Raw genomic sequence first — 21,243 nt, 5'->3', positions numbered from 1 at the left:
CGCGGGCGGTATCGAAATTCAGCGTGTAAGTATAGACAGCATTTAATTGTTGTCAGATTCAAGAGCTTATTTGTTTTAGGGCTATTCGTACGCCGCTTTTATATATTGTCTCACCGGCGAAGGCGGGAGCCTGGTGGCTATGTGGGATTCGGTTCGTGGTCTGGCTTTCTGGCGCGCGCTCACTATCGGAAACCAGCGCTCATAGAAGGGTTACCTGCATTAGATAAAAGTCTAAGCGGCTTAACGGGTCAGCAATTCCACCCAGAACGTGCTGCCCACACCCGGCGTGCTGCTAACCCCGACGGTACCGTTCATCAATTCCGCCAGTTGTTTGGTAATAGCCAATCCAATACCGGTGCCTTCTATTTCGGTATTATCCGCACCCAGGCGCTGAAACGATTGGAATAACAATTGTTGTTGTTGCTCCGCCAGACCGTTGCCGGTATCGGTGATAGAAATTCTCACCCGGTTATCGTCCACCCGTCTGCTGCTCAAGTTGATGGAACCGTGGGGGCGATTGTATTTCACGGCGTTGGACAAAAAATTCAATAAAATTTGTTTGGCGCGTTTCGGGTCTGCTTGCAACTCAATGTTCTCGGGTAAGCAATTATCGACAAGCAACGCCAGACCTTTATTTTGCGCCAAGGGTGTGATCAGGGTTTGGCAATCCTTGATCAGCTCCGCCAAATTGATGCTGCCGATATTCACGCTGATTTTGCCGGACTCGATTTTAGCCAGATCCAAAAGCTCGTTAATCAGCCCGAGCAAGTGCAGGCCGGCCTTGAGTATTTCATTCACCGAGTCCAGGTGAGTTTCAGCCAAAGGATGTTCCTGGTCGTCCATTTGCATCAGCTGCGCAAAACCGATAATGGCATTTAGCGGGGTACGTAATTCGTGGCTCATTTGCGACAGAAATTGGCTTTTGGCCAAGCTGACTTGTTCGGTCCGGTTAATCAATTCCCGCATTACCGTTTGTTCTTCGGCTTTTTTCAGCAGCATTTTCGCCATGAGCATCCGCTCGCCAATATCGTTGATGGTCAACACCGTGCCCATCAGTGCGCCCCGACTGCCTATCAAAGGGGCGATGGTCAGATTCGCGTTCATCGCATAATGGTCGGAAATGGATAAGCGGGTATTGCTGATTTTCAACGGTCCTTGATTGATGACGCTTTGTTGTATCAATTCTGCGATTCGATGCGGTTTGCCGTCTATTTCCAAATTAAAAATGTCGTCGATATTTTGACTGCTAGTCTTGGGACGTTTGCTGCCGATGATGTCCAGAGCGGCGGCATTCATGTATTCAATCGAGCCTTTGTTATCGGTGGTGATTACCCCATCGACGATAGCGTTTAAGGTGATATAGGCGCGCTTTCGTTCTGCGAATAAGGATTGGATCAGTTTCTCAAAATGCCGCCAGCTGCGCAGTGGATAGCTGATTATTAACACCAGTAATGCCACGGACGGTGCAAACCAATAGTGGCTGGTATGCAGTAAGACTAAGCAAAACAGTAAAATTGCCATGGACAGCATAGAAACCGCCAGCGCCAGCCAGCGCAGTGAAAAACAGGTGCTGATCTTGATGGCGATCCCGGCTATGGCCAGGCTTAACAGAAATTGCCAATGGCCCGGTAGCGGTTGCCAAAGCGTTTGCTTAATCAGGCCATCCAAGCCGGCTGCGACGAAATCCACACCGCTCATGGGCCGACTACCGATAGCCAGAGGTGCCGGCAGGTCACGTTCTATACCGCTGGCGGTGAGCCCGACCAATACGTATTTATCGGTGAATAATTGTCCGGACACATTACCCGACAATACGTCCAAATAAGAAACCCTAATGAAATCACTATCCGGCGCAAAGAACGGCAACCACACCCGGTAATCGCCATGAATGCTTTCTGGCGTTGTTTCGATCCGTAAGCCCGGTAAATCGGCAAGTATCTCCGGATGGCTCAACGCATAAATAGCCAGTGGCATCGCCGACCACTGCGAGTCGCCCAAGGACAATCGCAATAAAATGCTTCTACTGATGCCGTCTTTGTCCAAATCGACATTGGCGTGCCCCAGGACTGCATGTTTGGCATAGTCCGGCAAGGGCAGCGTTTCCACCATCTTGTTATCGTTTTGTTCGATAATTACCGGCAGTACGACCTGTCCATAATTGGCTAGAGCACGGCTTAAGTGCGCGTCCAACTCAGGATGTTGCCGATCCGCTTCGGAAAAAATAAAATCCAGCCCAATTGCCTTGGGTTTTGCCGGTGCTAGCGTCTCCAGTAGGCGAGCGTGAATATCTCTTGACCAAGGCCAGCGCCCCAGTTTTTGCAGGCTTTTTTGATCGACTTCGATAATGACAATATCTTTTGAAGCCGGTGTAGCCAGCAGCTTTAGTTGGGCATCATAAATCCACCGATCAAAGCGCCACAGTGCATCCGTATAGCTTAAGCCGACTGTAAATAGTATCAGCAGCAAGACGATCAATGATTTTTCGAAGCGGCAAGTCGCCATGGAATTTACTGTGAAAGTGGAAATACTAGGAAAAGTATACTAGTTGCAACCGCAAACAGTTAATGTAAAACAAGGCTTTCCGCTGTTAATGGCCTGACAGCAGGGCGCAAATTGTCTTGAACCCGCAACCCGCCACTATCAACGCTTGTTAGCTTTTAGCAGCGCTTTCAATCGATATAAAGCGTCCAATGCTTGCCGAGGACTTAAATGATCGGGATCGAGTTCTTCCAGCAGCACGACCGCCGGATGGCATTCCTGACTGGTGAATAAATCAAACTGGTTGATTTCGCTATGATTTTGCAGCTCGATATAGGCGGTGTTTTCCAGTTGGGCCAACTTGTTTTTGGCGTTGGCAATCACACTCTGCGGCACGCCGGCCAGTGCCGCCACTTGTAAACCGTAGCTTTGACTGGCCGGACCGTCTTTCACGGCATGTAAAAATACGATCTTGTCGCCGTGTTCCATCGCGTCCAAATGGATGTTATGGATATTGCCTTGTTCTTCGGCCAACGTGGTTAATTCGAAATAATGGGTCGCGAATAGCGTGAATGCCTGAGTGTGGCGAGCCAAATAATCGGCGCAAGCCCAAGCCAACGATAAGCCGTCGAAGGTGCTGGTACCGCGGCCGATTTCATCCATCAATATCAAGCTGTTGCTGGTGGCGTTATGCAGAATATTGGCGGTTTCCGACATTTCCACCATAAAAGTCGAGCGGCCGCTGGCCAAATCGTCGGAAGCACCGATGCGGGTGAATATCTTGTCTATCGGTCCGCAGCGCAGTGCTTGCGCCGGCACATAACAGCCGATGTGAGCCATCAGCACAATCAATGCCGCTTGGCGCATATAAGTCGATTTACCGCCCATGTTCGGACCGGTGATCACCAGCATCCGCCGCTCTGTTGAGAAATTAAGATCGTTGGCGACGAAGGGAATACTGGATAGCGTTTCCACCACCAGATGCCGGCCGGCGATAATGTCGATGCCCGGCTGTTGGTCCAATATCGGTTGGGACAAGTTTAAGGTTTCGGCACGTTCGGCAAAATTGACCAGCACATCCAGTTCGGCCAAGGCATTGGCGCACTGCTGCAGATCGAGTAACGCATTGCCTAGCGTTTCCAGCAACTGATCGTATAAGGCTTTCTCGAAGGACAGGGATTTTTCGCGGGCACTTAGCACCTTGTCTTCAAAAGATTTAAGCTCCGGCGTGATGTAGCGCTCCGCACCTTTCAGCGTTTGTTTGCGGGTGTAATGCACCGGGACTTTGTCGGCTTGGGCATTGGAAATCTCGATGTAATAACCGTGCACTCGGTTGTAATTGACCTTGAGTGTAGCGATACCTGTAGCCGCTCGTTCGCGCAGTTCCATATCGATCAGAAACTGGTCGGCGTTTTGACTGAGATTACGCAACTCGTCCAACTCAGGATGATAACCGGGGGCAATCACACCGCCGTCGCGAATCAGCACCGGCGGATTGTCTATGATGGCGCGTTGCAACAGGGCCAGTAATTGCGGTTGTTCGCGCAATTGCGTTCGCAGGCTTTCCAGATGCGGATTGTCGCTATCGGCCAGTTGGTTTTGCAGTTGCGGCAAAACCGCCAAGGTCTGTCGCAATACCAGTAAATCACGTGGTCGCGCTGACTTCAAAGCAATCCGAGAGCTAATCCGTTCTATATCGCCCACCTGACGCAGGCTGGCTTGTAGATCTTCATGTAAATGATTCAGCAACAGGCTGGCGATGCAGGCGTAACGGCCATTGACAACGGCATGATCGCGTAGCGGTCGGTGTATCCAACGCCGTAGGCAACGGCTGCCCATCGCGGTGGCGGTTTTGTCCAACACCCCCAACAAGGTGTATTGCATTTGGCCGCTGGGATGGCTGTCCAGCTCCAGATTACGGCGGCTGGCGGCGTCCAAGCTAATGCTGTCGTCGCTGTTCTCGACGCGGATGCCTTGAATATGGGGCAGGGCGCTTTGCTGGGTATCGCGGATGTATTGCAACAAACAACCTGCCGCGCAAATGGCCGACGGTAAATGTTCGCAGCCGTAGCCTTTTAAATCGTGGCTGTTGAACTGCTTTAAAATCAATAGCCGACAACTATCCAAGTCAAAATGCCAGGGCGGCCGTTTGCATAAGCCCCGGCGTTCCTTGATGGCCGACGGCAGTTTAATATCCTCGCTATACAACAATTCAGCCGGGTTCAAGCGCTCGATCTCGCTAAGTAGCTGGGTTTCGCTGTCCAATTGCTGTAGTGTAAATTTCCCGCTGCCTAAGTCCAGGCAAGCCAGCCCGAAGAACTTGTCGAATACGGCTAAAGCCACCAGCAGGTTGTCCTTGCGATCCTCCAACAACGCTTCGTCGGTGACAGTGCCTGGCGTGACGATGCGCACCACCTTGCGTTCTACTGGACCTTTGGATTTGGCCGGGTCGCCGATCTGCTCACAGATTGCAATCGATTCGCCTTGTTTAAGCAGGCGGGCGATGTAGTTTTCCGCTGCATGATAAGGAATGCCGGCCATAGGGATGGGTTGGCCGCCGGACTGCCCGCGAGCGGTCAGCGTAATATCCAATAACTGCGCGGCCTTTTTCGCATCATCGAAAAACAGCTCGTAGAAATCTCCCATTCGGTAAAACAACAGCGTGTCAGGCTGGCCGGATTTGATGCGCATATATTGTTGCATCATCGGGGTGTGCTGTGTTTTGTTGCCTTGCCTGCTGTCTTGTTTTGTTTGGATATTCATTCGTAAGCTAATGAAATAACAGATAATATGTCTATGTTGTGAGCCGGGTTCACTCCAGCTACACTTTTCAAAACTTCCCTGCACTTTGCTGTTTAGTATAGGTTTTAGTATAGGTTTTTTCGAGTTATACTCGTGTCATCGATCAACATAAAAAACCTATACTAAAATGCAATTCGATGCCCGCACCGCTAAAGCTTTGCAGCCAGGACAGCATATGGCTTTTGACGATTACCCAGGACTGCGTTTGTCTGCCATGGCAAAAGTGAGAACTTGGTTTTATCGGTATAGAAGCACTGTTGATGGACGCCTTAGGCAGGTGTCAATTGGTCATTGGCCATCTATGTCATTTCCCGTGGCTATTGTCGCTTGGGAAGCTTTGAAAAACCAGCGTGATTCTGGTAATGATCCTGTATTAGAGGCAAAGCAAGCTAAGTTAGAGGCAAAAGCTTTAATATTAAAACAAGAGGCGGCAAATTCTGAAAACGCTTATACAGTTAGAGTGCTGTGTGATGAATATTTAGCTGGACATGTTTGTCGCCACAGAGCCAAAAAAGGTTCTACTGAAATTATTAGGATGTTTAACACAATGCTGGGTGATATGGCGGATTTACCATCCACTGCAATTACCCGCTCAATGGCTTTTGATTTGATTCAAAAGTACGCCGCAATATCGCCCGTGCAGGCCGGAAAATTACGATGTGAGTTAGGAGCAGCATGGGATTATGCAATGGATGCCGGCAGACTACCTGAAGCTGCAGTAAATTGGTGGCGCTTAATTTTACGTGGAAAAATTAGATCAAAAGGAAAGACCATAGAAGGTAAGAACATCGGCGTGGTCAAACGCGTACTCACTGAAGACGAAATCGGAGAATTGATAGCTTGGCTTCCAAATTTCGCACCGATAATTACTGACGTTCTAATGTTATATCTTTGGACCGGAACTCGCGGCTCAGAAATTGTCGGCATGTCAGGAACTGAAATTAGTGAAGAGGGCGGTCAAGTTTGGTGGACGATACCGAAAATTAGAACGAAAAATGCTCGACATGAAACTGCTACAGATCAAAGGGTGCCCTTATTCGGTAGGGGTTTGGCAGTGGTGTTACGGCGGAAAAAATTGTATGGAGACGGTTTTCTATTTCCATCCCGTCATAAAGTGGGGCACATCGAACAAAAATACGTCACTGAACAGGTGTTTTATAGACAGCCCTATAGTCAGATACGCCCTGAGCAGGTGAGGCCTCGATTAACGGTGACTCATTGGGCACCGCATGATTTGCGACGGACTTCACGCACCTTGCTTGCAAAATTAGGATGTCCAGATTCCGTAGGTGAAACGATTCTCGGTCATATGTTACCCGGTGTGGTAGGAACTTATAATCGGCATCAATATGACGATGAAAAACGCCTATGGCTCTTTAATCTGTCAGAGCATCTTGAGTCATTGGCAAATTTCTAGATTTAGGTTTGCCGTTGCGTCCGCCTATTGCCGTATTAGGAGGGGGTAATAAATCGGAAACAGGACGCGACTCAGCCCATTCTTCAATTTCGCGTAGTAACCAGCAGGAACGGCGTGCAGATGCTTTACGAGGCTTAGGGAACTCATCGGCACGAATCAATGATTGGATGGTAGATTCAGAAAGCCCTGTGACTTCTGAAACCGCCTCAAGATCAATCATGATGGGTCTCAATACCGACTGATGTTTATGGGCGTTACTCATGTATTTGTTGTCTACCAATAAATAGGTCGCTCGTTCGATCCGGCCTTGTTTTAAATAAAGCAATGACCGGATTGGTTGCCATTTTATCTTATTCAGGATTCAAATATTTTTGGTTAACCTTCTCATAAATGTATTTTGCAGATGCTGCAGCGATCAGTGAGATCTTCACGGGCTTTTAACAAAACCCAAGATTGACATTGTGGACACTTCGAAAGTTGAACTCGTTTATCTTTGATGTCCTGTGCCACCACCCAAGCATCGGAAAACTCGAGTTGTCCCAAGGGATATGATTTTTTATACGCATTAAAGGCAGTAATTAGCGTCTGGATTTGGCCTTCTTTCGATTTGGCCGTGGCAACCTGAAAACACACGGCGAAGATGGTTACATCTTTATACTTACGGCGACTACCGGTCAAACCTCGGGTTGAAAACTTGATCGATCCACGACTGGGCGATTGGCCATGTAATTGACGGTATGTCTGCCTCAGTAACTTTATTGGTACTCCCGTTGCTTGATGCACGATTTTGACTTTCGCATGGAGATTGAGCAGTTCTATCGCCAAGGTTTGTTGTTGATATTTCATGAGCATTAGCTGCCTCCCTTAATCAATAGTGCCACTTAATCCGAGCATGGCTTCCGCCATTGGGGGAGAGTCTTTCTTGATGCTTTGGATAAATTGACTCGAAAACCGAGGGGTAAAACATAGCCAGTTGGAGCGGGCAATGAAATCGATGTCTTCTAGGGATAAGCACCCAACGGCTGATCGCATGGATTCGTCCGAAATTCCCAGCACCAATTCCGTCAATACTGAATTTTCTCTAGCGATTTCCCTAGCTTTGATGAGCCAGGCCTGATTCATGGTATAAATCTCTTCATCGCATCCCAGCTGATCGATCGTCGTCAATTTGTCAAAGTAGCCCTTCAGATTTTTGAATGCTGACTGCATAATGTTATCGACGTGCCCAGCCATATTGACTATTTTCAGTTTCGATTTCAGAAAATCGGATCCGAATTCAGCGACCAATGGCAAAAACAATTCCTGAAAGAACCCCTGGGTGATGTTTTTAACGTCCCTAAAATCAATTGTCAGCGACTGTTGATTGGCAAAGCATTCGCGAGCCAATCGCGCGAGATTTTTGCCATGAACCGACTGAGGAATTTGGGAACTGGTGGCTGTGACGACAACGATATGCATGCGACTTCTCCTTAGTAGCTGATGGAATGCCTAACGAGCGTTTGGTTTGTTCAATGTGAGCATTTTTGATTTTGCGGAAACCCAGCGCCGCCGACCTGAGCGATCAGTCCATACATCGCAGATTGGGCATTGGCTAAATGCGACCTCGGGATGAATCATTCCCAAGTAACGGGCGTGGCAACGCCCGCAAAAAATGAATACCAAATCACCCGCTGAGAGCAGGCCGATTAAATACCAAGCCCGGTTGATATCTAACGGATAATATTGGCTGGAAAGTGGTTGGATACATTGTCGATTGGGTAAAATTCTGGAAGCGACATTGCTGTAAATCTCGTAGGCCGCAACTAGTAAGGTTGCATTCAGGTTTGGGGTAGAAAGCCGGTGCCGAATGTCTTCAATAATGCTTAAAAATAAAGAAGCATGAATATTGTTGAATGCTGAGCGGATGACCCATTGATAATCATGTGGCAGCATGCCTTGTTTGGGCGATTGTCCTTTTACAGCTTTAAAAAATGCGATGCTTTGTTTTCGGGTTAAATGGCATAGTTGGCTGACAATTGGCGGGCGGGCGCCGAGTTGAATTAGTTTTTCCGCCAAGAGCAAGTCTGCGCCTATGTTTGATCTGCTTTTAAAGGGCATTGGTTTCATCCGCAGTTCTAGTGATACAAGGTTGGAGAAGATCTACATAGGCAACCATGGGCAAGTTGCTTGGGGCATAGACAGGCAATAACTGAATCACTGCGCGACTGCTTTCGGCGTGTTCACGAAGTTGCTCTTGTGTCATGCCGGCGAGACGGTCTATGCCAGCCCGATCTAATCCGAAGCGCCAGGCCGTTTCTTCAGGATTACTGCGTGCGCATTCTCTGGCTAGCATGAGATATTCGAAATTTACCCGGGCAAGGTCTTCATCCAGTGTTGACATAAACGCCTCTTAGTTGATTAACGACTGTTGTCGATATGCTATGAGGGCAGCACGCAAATGTCCCGGTCGCAAAGTGACCTGTTTTGGGTCACAAATCTCCGGAAACCCCGGTTGATATGAATTGGCGTTGTTGAAAATAATTGGCTTATTAAGCTGGTAATGCGTTTTTCCGCATGTGATGGACGGCCAATTTGATAACGCCAGGCAATTTGCATGGTTTGATGGATTGAATGATTCTGAAATTCTTCTAACCTCGTTCTGCTTATTAGAGGCTTTGCCCACAACAAGTGGAGTCTTAATTGGCGTTTGACCTGAATAAGTGCTTTCCAAAATCATTTTTACTTCGCTCATCTCGCATTCGTTATGGAGGACATTGTTATGAATCGGCTATTCGCTAACTAGACCGCAACTACCGGTTACCTGGTTTGGGGTGGTTTATGCGCGAGGTAATTCAATGCTTGATCGATTGGTTGGATAGTGAGCCAAGCGATGAAAAAGGCCACCGCATATTGCGCGCGTTAGCTCAGGAATCGTTAAAGAAAGTGGATTTCGAAGAGTCGGAGCGACGTTTCACGGCCGATGTAATCGTCGCTGCTGTTGGTGAGTCCTTAGACAGTGCCGAACCTAAAAAATGGATCGACTGGCCGGGTTCGTTAAAAAAATATTGCGAAATCCGTGAACCGCAAATCATGGAGTTTGCCCGTAAGCGTAGGCTTTCGCATTATCCAAAGCCGGAGCGTAAAAGCACAAAGGGAGGGCCGGGACGACACACGACGTTTTATATCAAAGCTGAAACGGTTCCGGTGATATTGGAAGAAGACCAAGCAATCGAGGATGTTCGGGCTGGGAGCAACGTAGCCGATTTGCAAGCCAGCTATCAACTGACAGAATTGGGTGAAGTCAAACCCAGTTGGATCGCGAGTTGGTTATTTCGGCACGGACAAATCGAATTACGCCGATGGCATGTATGGGGCGTACTGGGCTGGTTGGCGACAATAGGCGGACTTGCATTGTTAATTGCCTATGCCGGATGGCTATCGTTATCCGTGCCTAGGCCGGTGACAACGCAAGATTTGACATTACTGGTCAGTATTTTCGCGATTCCCTATGGTTCCTGGGTAACTATCATCAAGCCTTGGATATTATTGTTGGATGACCGAATTGTCGTAGCCCATGAACTATTCACAAATTTTTATGAACAGTCTGCGCAGTTCGAACTGCTTCGAGATGGAGATTTAAGAGTAATTCGGTTAGTTCGGTATTCGGCGCCATGTCCCATTTGTGGCGCCACTATTTATCTCGAAAAAGGCGAACCGGATTATCGACGGAGGTTAGTGGGACGGTGTTATGAAAGCCCGAGAGAGCATGTGTTTAGTTTTGATAGAATCACTCGTTGCGGGCGATTACTGGTTGATCGATAACTTGTCGAGAGGAGCTGCTGCCGCACCGTTTATTCTTATTTCAATACATTTCATTTGCCCTACGACTAGCTGCGGCATACAATCGCCGCTGGTTTTAAGGTTCCCGCTCTTGGCGGGTGAAACTGGAAGTCGGTTAAATGCCGACGCTGCCCCCGCAACGGTAGGTGATTCGTCACGAGCCCGGAGACAGGCCTAAAACTGTAGTCAACAGTATTGCGGAGGGCGATCTGTCAAATCGGTTTTTTTGGTTTGTCTTTCCCTCTGTTATTCCGTCCACCTTATTCGGAACAGACAACCATGAAAACACTCGCGGCATCTACCACCCTTTCTTCCTCAAAAATCCTGCCCGGCCTGAGTGCTATTGTTTTGGGCCTGACCGTCGTGTTAGGTTTGGGTTTCTTGCAGGACGCTAACAACTACCTGCATAACGCCGCCCACGACGGACGTCACAGCGCAGCTTTTCCTTGCCATTAACATGGCGGATTTTCGTAAGCTGGTCGCAGTCTCGCTACTGGCGGGACTATTGGGCGGCTTGTTACTCAGCGTGCTACAACACTATCAAACCTTGCCCTTGATTTTGGCCGCCGAACAATTCGAAACGCCATCGGCTGAGCATGTGCATGACTGGCAGCCGATGGATGGATGGCAACGCAATGGTTTTACCTTGCTGTTCAATGGCCTGACCGGCTTCGGCTTTGCCTTATTGATCAGTGCTTCCATGTATTGGCGAGACCAACGCGGTTATCTGTATGGACTCGGCTGGGGTTTGGCCGGTTATTGGGTGTTTTATGTCGCGCCATCATTGGGTTTGCCGCCGGAATTGCCCGGCACCGACAGCGCCGAATTGCACAGTCGCCAAGCGTGGTGGCTTTTTACGGCCGCCGCTACCGCGATTGGCTTGTTTGGTCTTTTTTTGACCAAACAGCGCTGGTTGCAAATCGGCGGCGCTGGCTTACTGGCCTTACCGCATCTGATCGGCGCACCGCATCCGGAGGTTGCCCAGGCTTTAGCGCCCGAAGCCTTACAACAGCATTTTGTGGTGTTGACATCCATCAACAACGCTATTTTCTGGCTGACCTTGGGCGCAATATCGGGCCGATTGTTGCGTAAAGTAACGTTTTAGTGGTGAATGCTACTGCAACACGCCATTGCCCGGCGATATTGATCAGCGCTCCTGCCTCCGGGCAAGGCAAAACCACCATTACGGCGGCTTTGGCCTATTACTATCGCCAGCAAAACCGCAAGGTACGCGTGTTCAAAACCGGCCCGGATTTTATCGATCCGCAAATATTGAGCTTTGCTTGCGGACAACCGGTTTATCAGCTGGATTTATGGATGATGGGCGAAGCGCATTGCCGTGAGATGCTTTATAACGCCGCCGACGCTGACATCATCTTGATTGAAGGTGTCATGGGCTTGTTCGACGGCGATAGCAGCAGCGTCGATTTGGCACAAACACTAGACGTGCCGGTGGCCGTTGTCATCGATGCGGGCGGCATGGCACAAACTTTTGCCGCTGTGGCTTATGGCTTAGCCCATTACAGAGCCAACTTGCCGTTTGTCGGCGTCATCGCCAACAAAGTCGGCAGTCCGGGTCATGCTAAATTGCTGGAAGAAGCCTTGCCGGACAGCATGCCGCTACTGGCGGCGATGGCGAAAGATGAAACGGTCGGCTTGCCGTCGCGGCACTTAGGCTTAGTGCAGGCCGATGAAATTGCAGACCTTGACCTTCGCCTGGCGCGCGCAGCCGAATTACTCAGTAGCCATGCGCCGTGCCGATTGCCGCAGCCGGTTGCCTTCGCGCCGATCGCCACCTCCCCGCCGCCACCGTTACTGGCTGGTAAGCTTATCGCTGTGGCTCGTGATGCGGCGTTTTCGTTTATCTATCAAGCCAATCTGGATTGTTTGCAAGCCATGGGCGCTGAACTGACGTTTTTCTCGCCGCTCGCAGACCACGTATTTCCCGAGGCAGACAGTGTCTACCTGCCCGGCGGTTACCCGGAACTGCATCTCCAAACATTGGCCGACAATGTCGCCATGAAACAAGCCTTGCAGCAACATCATCAAGCCGGTAAGCCGATTTACGCAGAATGCGGCGGCTTTTTATATTTGCTGGAACGCTTGATCGATAAAGACGGCCATGCGGCAGCGATGGCTGGTCTGTTACCCGGCAGCGCGCAGATGCAAAAACGCTTGGTGAATCTGGGCATGCACAGTTTGCAGTTAGAACAAGGCGAAATTCGCGGGCATAGCTTTCATCACTCGCAACTGGAAACCATACAGCAGCCGTTCACCGAATCGAAGCCTCAACGCAATCGTAGCCGTAGCGAAAACTTTTATCAGGTGGGTTCGTTGCGAGCGTCTTATCTGCACACCTACTTTCCGTTCAACCCCCAGGTCGCGGCTGGATTTTTTCTATGAGCACTCAACCTAAAGTATGGTTTGTCGGCGCAGGTCCCGGTGATCCTGATTTAATCACTGTCAAAGGTCGCGACTTAATTGCCAAAGCGGATGCCATTTTGTTCGCAGGCTCTCTGGTACAGGCCGCAGCGACGCAATGGGCACCAAGCGCTTGCGTGATCAAAGATTCCAAAGACATGACTTTGGAGCAGATTACCAACTGGCTGACCGAACAAGCCGGTCCGGGCAAAACCGTCATTCGCCTGCAAACCGGCGACCCTGGCTTGTACGGTGCATTGATTGAAATGGTGCAACCACTGGATGCGGCCAACATTGCCGTCGAAGTAGTGCCGGGCGTCTCGTCGGCATTTGCTGCGATGGCTTGCGCAGTCGAAAGCCTGACCTTGCCGGAAGTCACGCAGACCGTGATTTTGACTCGCGTTGAAGGCCGCACACCAATGCCGGACGGTGAATCCTTGCAAGAATTGGCCAGCCATCACACCACGCTGTGCCTGTTTTTATCGATCACCTTGTTGCCCTTGATCGAGCGCGAATTAAAAGCCGCCAACTGGGCTGATGATTCCCCGGTATTGGTGGTTCATAAGGCCAGCTGGCCGGGTGAACAACAGATTATTCGCGGCACCCTGGCTGATATTCGCGAACGCTGCCGGGCCGCCAAAATCAACAGTCAGGCCATGATCGTGATTAGCCCCACCTTGGGCGCGAGGCACTGGCCATCGTTAAAAAAATCCAAACTTTATGATGCCGGTTTTACGCATCGTTTTCGCCGCGCCGAGCGGCCTCAGCCTAAGGAATAAGCATGACAACCACCGTTCTCTTGGTCGGCCACGGATCGCGCAATCAGGCCGGCAACGATGAAATTCGCGAATTTCAACAACAATGGCAGGCGCAACACCCTGACTGGCGCATCGAGTTGTGCTATATCGAACTCGCCGAGGTGCTGTTGGAAGAAGGATTGAGCCGCGCCGCGCAAGGATCTAGCCGCGTGATAATCGTACCGCTGATCATCAGCGCCGCCGGGCATGTGAAGATGGAGATCCCCGAGCATATCGAGGAAGCCCGCGAAAAATTTCCAACCGTCGAATTCATCTATGCGCCGCATCTAGGCAGTAACGAAACCTTGTTGGCCATACTGCAAAAACAGCTCAATTCAGCGCTTAAATCACTGGCGATGCCGGATCCTAAAACTACCGGCGTGATCATTTTAGGCCGTGGCTCCTCCGACAAAGTCGCCAACGGGGAATTGGCAAAATTAGCGCGTTGGCTGTTTGAAGCTACCGAGCATGAACTCGTCGACATTGCCTTCACCGGTATTACCCATCCGCGTTTGGAAACCGCCGTGCAACGTCAAGTACGACTGGGCATGACGCAGATTGCGATTTTGCCCTATTACCTGTTTACCGGCTTGCTGATCGAGCGCATCGGCAAACAAATCGAACGCTTGCAAAGCCAATATCCGCAGATTGTCTTCGGTGCCGGCACTTATTTTGGTTTTGATCCGGCCATTTTTAAATTGCTTGATCAACGGGTTACCGAAGCCTGGGACCCGCTCGCGCCGAAAATGCTGGAATGCGACGGCTGTCAGTATCGCGAGCAAGCCGAACATCACCACCATCATTGATTAGCCATGAGCCACAACATTCAAACCGAACAACTGACCCAGGCTGGGCAACAAATCGAACACGATTCCTTTGCCATCGTCGACCGCGAAGTCGGCGAGCACCATTATTCCCACGGCCAATGGCAAGTGGTGCGTCGCATGATCCACGCCACTGCGGATTTTGAGTTTAATGGCCTGACCGAGTTTTCCGCGCATGCAGTCGAAGATGGTACTCAAGCCATTTTAAATGGTGCGCCGATCGTTGCCGACGTGGAAATGATTTGCGTCGGCTTATCGCAGCCGCGCCTGGCGCATTTTGGCATCAGCGCCCGCCAGTTCATCGCCGATGCGGATGTCATAGCCGCCGCCAAACAGGTCAACAGTACCCGCGCGGTACAAGCCATGCGTAAAGCGCAGCGCCTGGGTTTAATCGCCGGCGGTATCGTCTCAGTTGGCAACGCACCGACCGCGCTGTTGGAAGTGTTGCGGATGATCAAAGAAGAAGGCGTCAAGCCGGCACTGATCGTCGGGATGCCAGTCGGTTTTGTCTCTGCAGCGGAATCCAAGGATTTACTCGCCGAATTAGCCGATGTGTCATGGATCATCACCCGTGGACGTAAAGGCGGCTCGACCTTGGTCGTCGCGGCGATTCATGCCTTGTTGAGCTTGGCGGAAACCCGGCAGAAAAACGGCTGATAGCATGGCAATGCCGGAACGCAAACCCAAAGGTACCCGCAAGGGTTACACCACCGGCGCCTGTTCGGCGGCAGCGGCACGGGCGGCAGTGCAGGGTTTGCTGAATGGGCGCGTGCCGGACACTATCGACTGCGTGCTGCCCAATGGGCAAGACGTGGCATTCAAAGTCGAAGAAAGCTTCGTACAGAACGACCGAGCACATGCTGTCATCGAAAAAGACGCCGGCGACGATCCGGACTGCACCCATCGCGCTCGGCTGACGGCGGATGTGATGTGGATAGAACAACCGGATACTATCGTATTGCAAGGCGGCGCGGGCATAGGCCTGATCACTCGGCCCGGTTTGGGGCTGGCGGTCGGCGGTCCGGCCATCAATCCGGTTCCGCGCAAAAATATCGAGGATAACATCCGTCTGATCGCCGCCGAAGCGCTAAAAACCCGAGGTCTACAGGTAACGATCTCGGTGCCGGGCGGCGAAGAGATGGCGAAAAAAACCCTGAATTATCGTTTGGGCATTATCGGCGGTATTTCGATTCTAGGTACGACCGGAATCGTGCATCCGTATTCCACGGCGGCGTTTCGGGCTAGCGTGGTGCAAGGCGTGGAAGTTGCGGCCAATCAGGGGCAGGCTAGCGTGGTGCTGACCACCGGCGGCCGCACCGAGAAATTCGTGATGCGCGAATTGCCCGACCTGGATGAAAGCTGTTTCGTGCAAATGGGTGACTTTCTGACACCGGCACTGGACACCGCCGCTCGTTGCGGCATTCAAAACATCATCATTGGCGGTATGGTCGGCAAGCTGACCAAAATGGCTCAGGGTGAAACCATTACGCATGCCGGTCGCGCCCCAGTCGATGTGGAACTGGTGGCCGACATTGCCCGCAGCATCGGAGCGCCGGACGATGTATGCGACGCCATCGCCGCCCAGGAAACCGCTCGTTACGCCTCCGAATGCATGGCCGAGCTGGGATTGGAATACGAATTTCATGTCGAACTGGCTAACCGAGTCATCGCCACCTTGGAAAACCGTTATCCCGGCGGTTTTCACATCAGTGTTCTGGTGTGCGATTTCGATGGCAACAAACTGGCCGAAGCCGGCAGGAATTGATCATGCAAGCGATGTGCAGTTTTATCGGCGTACTAGACAACGGCGTCGCCAGCCTGAGCCAGGAGGCCTTGCAGGCATTGCGCGAAGCCAAACATGTCATTGCCGGTAGCCGTCTGCTGGCAACGCTGGCTGATGACATCATTGAAGCCAGACACTACGACTTAACCGGGCAAATCAAACAAGTGCCGGACTGGATCAATGCCGCGTTGGCACAAAATGAAGCGGTCGCGGTACTGGCTACTGGTGACCCCTTGTGTCACGGCATCGCCGGGTTTCTGGCCGGCAAACTGGAATCCAGCCGTGTGAGTATCCTGCCCAATCTGAGCACCCTGCAATTGGCTTTTGCCGAGTTGAAATTGTCTTGGCAAGCCGCTGCTATCGTTTCGATCCACAGTAAGGATGCCGGTGAATGGCTGCGCGGGGCCACGCCGGAACATGGCTTGTACGAATTAGCCCAGCGCTGCCGCCAACACGATTTGCTGGCGATATTGACCAGCCCGGACAACACCCCAGCACGTATCGCCCGCTTATTGCAAATCGAAGGCTTGGCTGATGCGTTCGAAATGGCGATTGCTGAAGCTCTAAAGCAGCCGCAACAGCAAGTCAACGCCTGGCTGAGTATCGCGGAGGTCGCTCAAAGCCGTTATCTCGATCCCAACATCGTCATTCTAAAACGTAAAACGGCTTTGTCCGCACCGGTATTGTTTGGCGTCAGCGACGACAGCTTTCAGCAGCGCAAGCCGGAAAAAGGCCTGATCACTAAACGCGAAGTGCGTGCGGTATCGTTGGCGAGGATGCAATTGGCGCGTCGAAGTATTGTCTGGGACATCGGCGCCGGCTCCGGATCGGTGGGTTTGGAGGCGGCGCGGCTGTGTTCGGAGGGTCATGTCTTTGCCATCGAAAAAAACGCCGATGACATGGCTAATGTCGAACAGAATCAGGCTGCCTGGGGTATCAGCAATTACAGCTTCGTGCATGGCAAGGCGCCGCAATTTCTCGACACCTGGCCCGATCCGGATGCAGTATTCATCGGCGGTTCCGGTGGCGAATTGGCGGAATTGATAGCCTTGTGTTTAGGGCGTTTGCGCCCGGCGGGTTGGCTGGTGATGAACTTCGTCACGCTGGAAAACCTGTCCACCGCCGTCGATACCCTGAAACAACTCGGCGCAGACTGGGACGTCTGTCAGATTCAAGCCTCGCGTAGTAGCCCGATTCTCAATATGCATCGCATGCAGGCCGAAAATCCAGTGTGGATCGTATCTGCCACCCATTCTTTGCAGCCCATATTATTCGGTCACGATGAACACTAAACTCGGCACACTCTACGGCGTCTCACTCGGCCCCGGCGACCCTGGCCTGATTACCCGCCGTGCCTGGGACTTACTATCGGGGTCCCGGCACTGGACCTATCCGGTACGCAAGAAAAATAGCGACAGTTATGCCTTGAATATAGCCTTGCGCGCCGGCCTGAAACTGCCTGTCGAACATAGCGAGCTGCATTTTCCAATGACTCACGATGCCGAGATTCTGGCCCGTTACTGGCTGGCAGCAGCACAAACCGTGTTGGCACTATTACAACGCGGCGAGGATGTGTTGTTTCTGGTGGAGGGCGACGCCTCGACCTATTCCACTTTCGGCCATTTGCAACGCAGCGTGCGTGCTTTGCAAGCCGATGTCACCGTGGAAGTCGTGCCGGGGGTGTCGTCGTTTCATGCCGCTGCGGCGCGTAGTGGCGAACCGCTGGCTGATGTTGATGACACTATCGCCATCATCCCCGCCGGATACGGCATTGATCAGATTGAACGCCTGCTCGAGGATTTCGACACCTTGGTGCTGCTTAAGGTCAAACCTTTGCTGGACGATGTAATCGATTTGCTGCGCCGCCGTGATTTGCTCGGTCAAGGCTGGTTTATCGAAAAAGCCGGGGCGCCGGAAGAACGCATGGTGCACGACATCGCCAGCCTCGAGGGGCAAAAGGTCAATTATCTGTCGTTACTGATCATCAAAAACCCAGGCCGTCAGCGCAGCGAAATGCAGCGCGGTTGCCGCAAGAAAAAGGACTCAATCGATGAATGAAGTGCGTGTCGCCCTGGTGGCGATTACCAAACACGGCGCCGGGATTGCCACTCGCCTGGCGCCACAACTCCCCGAAGCGGAGGTGGTGGTGTCGGAGAAACAAGCCGAGCATTTGGGTGATTTTGCTAATTCGCGCCGGGTTTATCAGGGGGCATTGAGCGCGCAAATCGGCGATCTGTTCGCATCCTACGACCAAATTATTTTTCTGGTGTCGCTCGGTGCGGTGGTACGGCTGATTGCGCCGCATCTTAAATCCAAGGATGTGGATCCCGGTGTGCTGTTGATCGACGATGCCGCCGAATTCGTGATCCCGGTGCTATCCGGCCATGTCGGCGGTGCCAATGCTTATGCCGAAAAGGTCGCCGCGTTGCTAAATGCCACGCCGGTACTGACCACCGCATCGGACGTGGGCAAAACCATTCCGGTGGATATCTTGGGCCGTGAACTGGGCTGGCAAGTGGAAGCCCCTAAGGTCAACATCACGCGTGTGTCGGCGGACGTGGTCAATCAACTGCCGATTGCCTTCGTGCAGGAAGCCGGCAGCTCAAATTGGTGGACGCGGCCATCGCCGTTACCGGCCAATATTCATCTGTTCCAGCGTTTCGAGGACGTTGATACCGAACAATACCGGTCGGTTTTATGGGTTACACACCGGGCCATCGATCCGGCCGTTTGGCAACAACTGGCTGAGCGATTGGTGGTGTATAGGCCGCCCACGGATCAAGCGTAAGTGTATGAAAGTCATGATTGGCATGGGTTGCGACCGCAATGCCAGCCTGGATACCTTGCGGCAAGCCTTGGCCCAGGCCTTGTGGCGTTGCGGGCTCGATGTATCTACGGTAGCCGGCTTGGCCAGCATCGACAAAAAAAATGATGAAGCAGCCTTGTTACAACTAGCCCAGATATACGATTGGCCGCTGTATTTTTATCCGGCTGAGGCTCTGGCCACCATCCCGGTACCGAATCCATCCGAGGTGGTCATGAAATACATGGGTACTCCGGCTGTGGCGGAAGCGGCCGCTTTGAGAGCGGCCAATGCCGAATTGTCGGATTTACTGGTCGAGAAACATAAATATTGCGGCACGGACGGCAAGAACGCCACCGTTTCGATAGCGAGAATCAAATGAAAAAAGCAGGCAAAATTTTACTGGTGGGTATCGGCCCCGGCGCGCATGAGCACATGACTGCCCGCGCTCGCCAAGCGATTGCGGAAGCGGACGTGGTGATTGGTTACAGCACCTACATCAAACTGGTGCAAGACTTGCTCGATGGCAAGGAAGTCATCAAAAAAGGTATGACCGAAGAACTCGATCGCAGTATCGAAGCGTATGAACATGCCAAGCAGGGCAAAATCGTCGCTATGGTGTCGTCCGGCGATATCGGTGTTTACGGCATGGCCGGGCCTACTTACGAACTGCTGCTGGACAGTGGTTGGACGCCGGATGATCCGATTCAGGTGGAAGTGGTCCCCGGTAGTACCGCGTTGTCGAGTTGCGCATCCCTGGTCGGAGCGCCGCTGACCCATGATTTTTGTTCGATCTCGCTGTCCGACTTGTTGACGCCTTGGCCGGTGATCGCCCGCCGCCTGGAAAGCGCGGCGCGCGGGGATTTCGTGGTAGCTTTGTATAACCCGAAAAGCGGTCGCCGCACGCAGCATATCGTCGAAGCGCAAACTATATTGCTGCGTCATCGGAGCCCGGACACGCCGGTTGCCATCGTTAAATCCGGTTATCGTGCTCGGCAACACATCCAGCTCGTACGCTTAGCGGAGATGGCCGATTGCGACATCGGCATGTTGACCACGGTGTTGGTCGGCAATAGCAGCACCTTCGTCCGTGCAGGGTTGATGGTAACACCGCGCGGCTATGCCAATAAATATGACGCCATGACCGGCGAAACCCGCGCAGGCGAGCAGGCGGGGCGTTCGCTGAGCATGGGTCTGGAGGGCTGGAAAGCTTGTGTGCGGCAATATTTGCGCGACACGCCCAAGGTGACATGGCAACAGGCGGCAGCATACTTCGCGCAACCGCTGGCGGAGATTCTCGATGCCGTCAGCCAGTCCACGCCGGGCGATCAAGCCGGCCTGTTCTGCGCGCAACGGGCAACCCCAGACAGTCATGAACGTTTACTTGTGTCACTCCAGGGGTGGGGCAAATTACGCGCCGTCGTGCGCAGCGAAGCGGGCGCCGTGGCGGAACTGTTGATCAACGCCGCTGATTTGCAAAGCAAAAACGGCTGGGTGAGTATCGTCAACAACGCCTTTCATTTGCACATCGACTGGCGCAAAACGCAGCAGATTTGGTTTGTCAGCCGTGATGATCAAACCTATGGCATTCAGGTACTCGATCAACACGGCGACGCCTTATTCAATTTATGGTTAGTCGCTGACGAAGCAGGATTCGACAGCACAGCCCTACAACACTACCGCAATGACCGAGCGCAATTTAGCGCCCCAACTGTTCTGGAACCAACCCACCATGACTGATAACACCATCCCCATGCCGGAAAAACCCAAAATGGGTGACTACAAACGCCACTTGCTGGTGTGTACCGGCCCCCGCTGCACCGAAAATGGCGAAGCGCAGGCCTTATTCGAAACCCTGGGCGAGAAGTTCAAAGCGGCCGGCATCGACAAAGGCGAACTCAGGGTTAAGCGCACCCGCACCCACTGTTTTGCCACCTGCAAATCCGGCCCCATCATGTGTGTACAGCCCGATGGCGTCTGGTATTACAACGTCAATGAAACCAATTTACAGCGCATCATTGATGAGCATTTGGTGGGCGGTCGACCTGTCGAAGCGCTGATTTATCATCAAAGTACTTGCTCGGTTCCATAGCAGTAAA

The 21,243-nt window shown here is 52.0% G+C and carries 23 protein-coding genes and 1 riboswitch; of the genes, 15 read left to right on the top strand and 8 right to left on the bottom strand.

Going from position 1 to position 21,243, the window contains the following annotated elements; all coding sequences use genetic code 11:
• Positions 1–240: 240 nt before the first annotated feature.
• Positions 241–2,502, bottom strand: coding sequence for a CHASE2 domain-containing protein (locus JL719_RS13345; protein WP_051670393.1), 2,262 nt, complete (start codon positions 2,500–2,502; stop codon positions 241–243).
• Positions 2,503–2,640: 138 nt separating this feature from the next.
• On the bottom strand, positions 2,641–5,241 hold the full coding sequence (mutS, locus tag JL719_RS13340) for a DNA mismatch repair protein MutS (protein WP_033158765.1): 2,601 nt from the start codon (positions 5,239–5,241) through the stop codon (positions 2,641–2,643).
• Between the two features lie 166 nt (positions 5,242–5,407).
• Between mutS and JL719_RS13335 the strand changes: the two genes are divergently transcribed.
• Entirely contained in the window at positions 5,408–6,697 is a 1,290-nt protein-coding gene (locus tag JL719_RS13335; RefSeq protein ID WP_033158764.1) for a tyrosine-type recombinase/integrase, read from the top strand.
• Here the strand turns inward: JL719_RS13335 and JL719_RS13330 are convergent.
• The 6 genes from JL719_RS13330 to JL719_RS13305 all read right to left on the bottom strand — a co-directional run bounded on the left by JL719_RS13330 (position 6,657) and on the right by JL719_RS13305 (position 9,428).
• Positions 6,657–6,917 (bottom strand): helix-turn-helix transcriptional regulator, encoded by a 261-nt coding sequence (locus tag JL719_RS13330; protein WP_203531396.1) that lies wholly within the window; start codon positions 6,915–6,917, stop codon positions 6,657–6,659. The two genes, JL719_RS13335 and JL719_RS13330, sit on opposite strands and share 41 nt — an antisense overlap.
• Before the next feature lie 164 nt (positions 6,918–7,081).
• Positions 7,082–7,549, bottom strand: a complete 468-nt coding sequence (locus JL719_RS13325) for a FlhC family transcriptional regulator (RefSeq protein WP_033158763.1) — start codon at positions 7,547–7,549, stop codon at positions 7,082–7,084.
• Between the two features lie 12 nt (positions 7,550–7,561).
• On the bottom strand, positions 7,562–8,155 hold the full coding sequence (locus JL719_RS13320; RefSeq protein WP_033158762.1) for an STAS-like domain-containing protein: 594 nt from the start codon (positions 8,153–8,155) through the stop codon (positions 7,562–7,564).
• A gap of 30 nt (positions 8,156–8,185) precedes the next feature.
• Positions 8,186–8,794 carry a FlhC family transcriptional regulator gene (locus JL719_RS13315; RefSeq protein WP_051670391.1) on the bottom strand — a complete coding sequence of 203 codons (609 nt, stop codon included), beginning with the start codon at positions 8,792–8,794 and terminating at the stop codon, positions 8,186–8,188.
• Complete coding sequence (locus tag JL719_RS13310) at positions 8,784–9,077, bottom strand: flagellar transcriptional regulator FlhD (protein WP_033158761.1); 294 nt, start codon at positions 9,075–9,077, stop codon at positions 8,784–8,786. Before JL719_RS13310 ends, JL719_RS13315 begins: the two co-directional genes overlap by 11 nt.
• A gap of 9 nt (positions 9,078–9,086) precedes the next feature.
• Positions 9,087–9,428, bottom strand: a complete 342-nt coding sequence (locus tag JL719_RS13305; protein ID WP_129871408.1) for a hypothetical protein — start codon at positions 9,426–9,428, stop codon at positions 9,087–9,089.
• Positions 9,429–9,514: 86 nt separating this feature from the next.
• On the opposite strand from JL719_RS13305, the gene JL719_RS13300 reads away from it, so the two are divergent.
• The 14 genes from JL719_RS13300 (at position 9,515) to JL719_RS13235 (ending at position 21,236) form a co-directional block, all read left to right on the top strand.
• A complete protein-coding gene (locus JL719_RS13300; RefSeq protein WP_033158760.1) occupies positions 9,515–10,498 on the top strand; it encodes a hypothetical protein in 984 nt (327 codons plus the stop codon).
• Between the two features lie 80 nt (positions 10,499–10,578).
• A riboswitch (cobalamin riboswitch) is annotated at positions 10,579–10,708 on the top strand.
• A gap of 87 nt (positions 10,709–10,795) precedes the next feature.
• Positions 10,796–10,972 (top strand): CbtB domain-containing protein, encoded by a 177-nt coding sequence (locus tag JL719_RS13295; RefSeq protein WP_081607879.1) that lies wholly within the window; start codon positions 10,796–10,798, stop codon positions 10,970–10,972.
• Position 10,973: 1 nt separating this feature from the next.
• Positions 10,974–11,621 carry a CbtA family protein gene (locus JL719_RS13290; protein ID WP_033158759.1) on the top strand — a complete coding sequence of 216 codons (648 nt, stop codon included), beginning with the start codon at positions 10,974–10,976 and terminating at the stop codon, positions 11,619–11,621.
• 2 nt (positions 11,622–11,623) lie between these two features.
• Positions 11,624–12,919: a cobyrinic acid a,c-diamide synthase CobB gene (locus JL719_RS13285; protein ID WP_033158758.1), complete on the top strand. Its 1,296-nt coding sequence runs from the start codon at positions 11,624–11,626 to the stop codon at positions 12,917–12,919.
• Positions 12,916–13,716, top strand: a complete 801-nt coding sequence (cobM, locus tag JL719_RS13280) for a precorrin-4 C(11)-methyltransferase (RefSeq protein ID WP_033158757.1) — start codon at positions 12,916–12,918, stop codon at positions 13,714–13,716. The genes JL719_RS13285 and cobM overlap by 4 nt, the downstream gene beginning before the upstream one ends.
• Before the next feature lie 2 nt (positions 13,717–13,718).
• Positions 13,719–14,540 carry a sirohydrochlorin chelatase gene (locus JL719_RS13275; RefSeq protein WP_174843456.1) on the top strand — a complete coding sequence of 274 codons (822 nt, stop codon included), beginning with the start codon at positions 13,719–13,721 and terminating at the stop codon, positions 14,538–14,540.
• Between the two features lie 6 nt (positions 14,541–14,546).
• Complete coding sequence (locus JL719_RS13270; RefSeq protein WP_033158755.1) at positions 14,547–15,215, top strand: precorrin-8X methylmutase; 669 nt, start codon at positions 14,547–14,549, stop codon at positions 15,213–15,215.
• Positions 15,216–15,219: 4 nt separating this feature from the next.
• Complete coding sequence (locus tag JL719_RS13265; RefSeq protein ID WP_225892853.1) at positions 15,220–16,323, top strand: cobalt-precorrin-5B (C(1))-methyltransferase; 1,104 nt, start codon at positions 15,220–15,222, stop codon at positions 16,321–16,323.
• Between the two features lie 2 nt (positions 16,324–16,325).
• The gene (locus JL719_RS13260) at positions 16,326–17,633 is read left to right on the top strand and encodes a bifunctional cobalt-precorrin-7 (C(5))-methyltransferase/cobalt-precorrin-6B (C(15))-methyltransferase (RefSeq protein ID WP_033158753.1); all 1,308 of its coding nucleotides are present in this window, start codon (positions 16,326–16,328) and stop codon (positions 17,631–17,633) included.
• Positions 17,623–18,399 carry a precorrin-2 C(20)-methyltransferase gene (gene cobI / locus JL719_RS13255; RefSeq protein WP_033158752.1) on the top strand — a complete coding sequence of 259 codons (777 nt, stop codon included), beginning with the start codon at positions 17,623–17,625 and terminating at the stop codon, positions 18,397–18,399. The genes JL719_RS13260 and cobI overlap by 11 nt, the downstream gene beginning before the upstream one ends.
• Positions 18,392–19,129 carry a cobalamin biosynthesis central domain-containing protein gene (locus JL719_RS13250; protein ID WP_033158751.1) on the top strand — a complete coding sequence of 246 codons (738 nt, stop codon included), beginning with the start codon at positions 18,392–18,394 and terminating at the stop codon, positions 19,127–19,129. The genes cobI and JL719_RS13250 overlap by 8 nt, the downstream gene beginning before the upstream one ends.
• A gap of 4 nt (positions 19,130–19,133) precedes the next feature.
• A complete protein-coding gene (locus JL719_RS13245; protein ID WP_033158750.1) occupies positions 19,134–19,526 on the top strand; it encodes a cobalamin biosynthesis protein in 393 nt (130 codons plus the stop codon).
• Complete coding sequence (gene cobJ / locus JL719_RS13240) at positions 19,523–20,884, top strand: precorrin-3B C(17)-methyltransferase (RefSeq protein WP_033158749.1); 1,362 nt, start codon at positions 19,523–19,525, stop codon at positions 20,882–20,884. The genes JL719_RS13245 and cobJ overlap by 4 nt, the downstream gene beginning before the upstream one ends.
• On the top strand, positions 20,877–21,236 hold the full coding sequence (locus JL719_RS13235) for a (2Fe-2S) ferredoxin domain-containing protein (RefSeq protein ID WP_020481827.1): 360 nt from the start codon (positions 20,877–20,879) through the stop codon (positions 21,234–21,236). The genes cobJ and JL719_RS13235 overlap by 8 nt, the downstream gene beginning before the upstream one ends.
• The last annotated feature ends 7 nt before the right edge of the window (positions 21,237–21,243 follow it).

Source organism: Methylomonas sp. LW13, from assembly GCF_016865255.1.
Classification (GTDB): Bacteria; Pseudomonadota; Gammaproteobacteria; order Methylococcales; family Methylomonadaceae; genus Methylomonas.
Note: the sequence above shows the minus strand (reverse complement) of the source record. Positions and strands in the feature narration are given on the sequence as shown.

What these genes read in the sequence shown, in the direction of transcription:
- JL719_RS13310 (WP_033158761.1), bottom strand. Translation starts at nt 9,077, where the DNA reads ATGTCAACACTGGATGAAGACCTTGCCCGGGTAAATTTCGAATATCTC.
- JL719_RS13260 (WP_033158753.1), top strand. Translation starts at nt 16,326, where the DNA reads ATGCAAGCGATGTGCAGTTTTATCGGCGTACTAGACAACGGCGTCGCC.
- JL719_RS13345 (WP_051670393.1), bottom strand. Translation starts at nt 2,502, where the DNA reads ATGGCGACTTGCCGCTTCGAAAAATCATTGATCGTCTTGCTGCTGATA.
- JL719_RS13250 (WP_033158751.1), top strand. Translation starts at nt 18,392, where the DNA reads ATGAATGAAGTGCGTGTCGCCCTGGTGGCGATTACCAAACACGGCGCC.
- JL719_RS13290 (WP_033158759.1), top strand. Translation starts at nt 10,974, where the DNA reads ATGGCGGATTTTCGTAAGCTGGTCGCAGTCTCGCTACTGGCGGGACTA.
- JL719_RS13330 (WP_203531396.1), bottom strand. Translation starts at nt 6,917, where the DNA reads ATGATTGATCTTGAGGCGGTTTCAGAAGTCACAGGGCTTTCTGAATCT.
- cobM (WP_033158757.1), top strand. Translation starts at nt 12,916, where the DNA reads ATGAGCACTCAACCTAAAGTATGGTTTGTCGGCGCAGGTCCCGGTGAT.
- JL719_RS13325 (WP_033158763.1), bottom strand. Translation starts at nt 7,549, where the DNA reads ATGCTCATGAAATATCAACAACAAACCTTGGCGATAGAACTGCTCAAT.
- cobJ (WP_033158749.1), top strand. Translation starts at nt 19,523, where the DNA reads ATGAAAAAAGCAGGCAAAATTTTACTGGTGGGTATCGGCCCCGGCGCG.
- JL719_RS13245 (WP_033158750.1), top strand. Translation starts at nt 19,134, where the DNA reads ATGAAAGTCATGATTGGCATGGGTTGCGACCGCAATGCCAGCCTGGAT.
- JL719_RS13315 (WP_051670391.1), bottom strand. Translation starts at nt 8,794, where the DNA reads ATGCCCTTTAAAAGCAGATCAAACATAGGCGCAGACTTGCTCTTGGCG.
- JL719_RS13295 (WP_081607879.1), top strand. Translation starts at nt 10,796, where the DNA reads ATGAAAACACTCGCGGCATCTACCACCCTTTCTTCCTCAAAAATCCTG.
- JL719_RS13235 (WP_020481827.1), top strand. Translation starts at nt 20,877, where the DNA reads ATGACTGATAACACCATCCCCATGCCGGAAAAACCCAAAATGGGTGAC.
- mutS (WP_033158765.1), bottom strand. Translation starts at nt 5,241, where the DNA reads ATGAATATCCAAACAAAACAAGACAGCAGGCAAGGCAACAAAACACAG.
- JL719_RS13270 (WP_033158755.1), top strand. Translation starts at nt 14,547, where the DNA reads ATGAGCCACAACATTCAAACCGAACAACTGACCCAGGCTGGGCAACAA.
- cobI (WP_033158752.1), top strand. Translation starts at nt 17,623, where the DNA reads ATGAACACTAAACTCGGCACACTCTACGGCGTCTCACTCGGCCCCGGC.
- JL719_RS13265 (WP_225892853.1), top strand. Translation starts at nt 15,220, where the DNA reads ATGGCAATGCCGGAACGCAAACCCAAAGGTACCCGCAAGGGTTACACC.
- JL719_RS13275 (WP_174843456.1), top strand. Translation starts at nt 13,719, where the DNA reads ATGACAACCACCGTTCTCTTGGTCGGCCACGGATCGCGCAATCAGGCC.
- JL719_RS13305 (WP_129871408.1), bottom strand. Translation starts at nt 9,428, where the DNA reads ATGAGCGAAGTAAAAATGATTTTGGAAAGCACTTATTCAGGTCAAACG.
- JL719_RS13320 (WP_033158762.1), bottom strand. Translation starts at nt 8,155, where the DNA reads ATGCATATCGTTGTCGTCACAGCCACCAGTTCCCAAATTCCTCAGTCG.
- JL719_RS13300 (WP_033158760.1), top strand. Translation starts at nt 9,515, where the DNA reads ATGCGCGAGGTAATTCAATGCTTGATCGATTGGTTGGATAGTGAGCCA.
- JL719_RS13335 (WP_033158764.1), top strand. Translation starts at nt 5,408, where the DNA reads ATGCAATTCGATGCCCGCACCGCTAAAGCTTTGCAGCCAGGACAGCAT.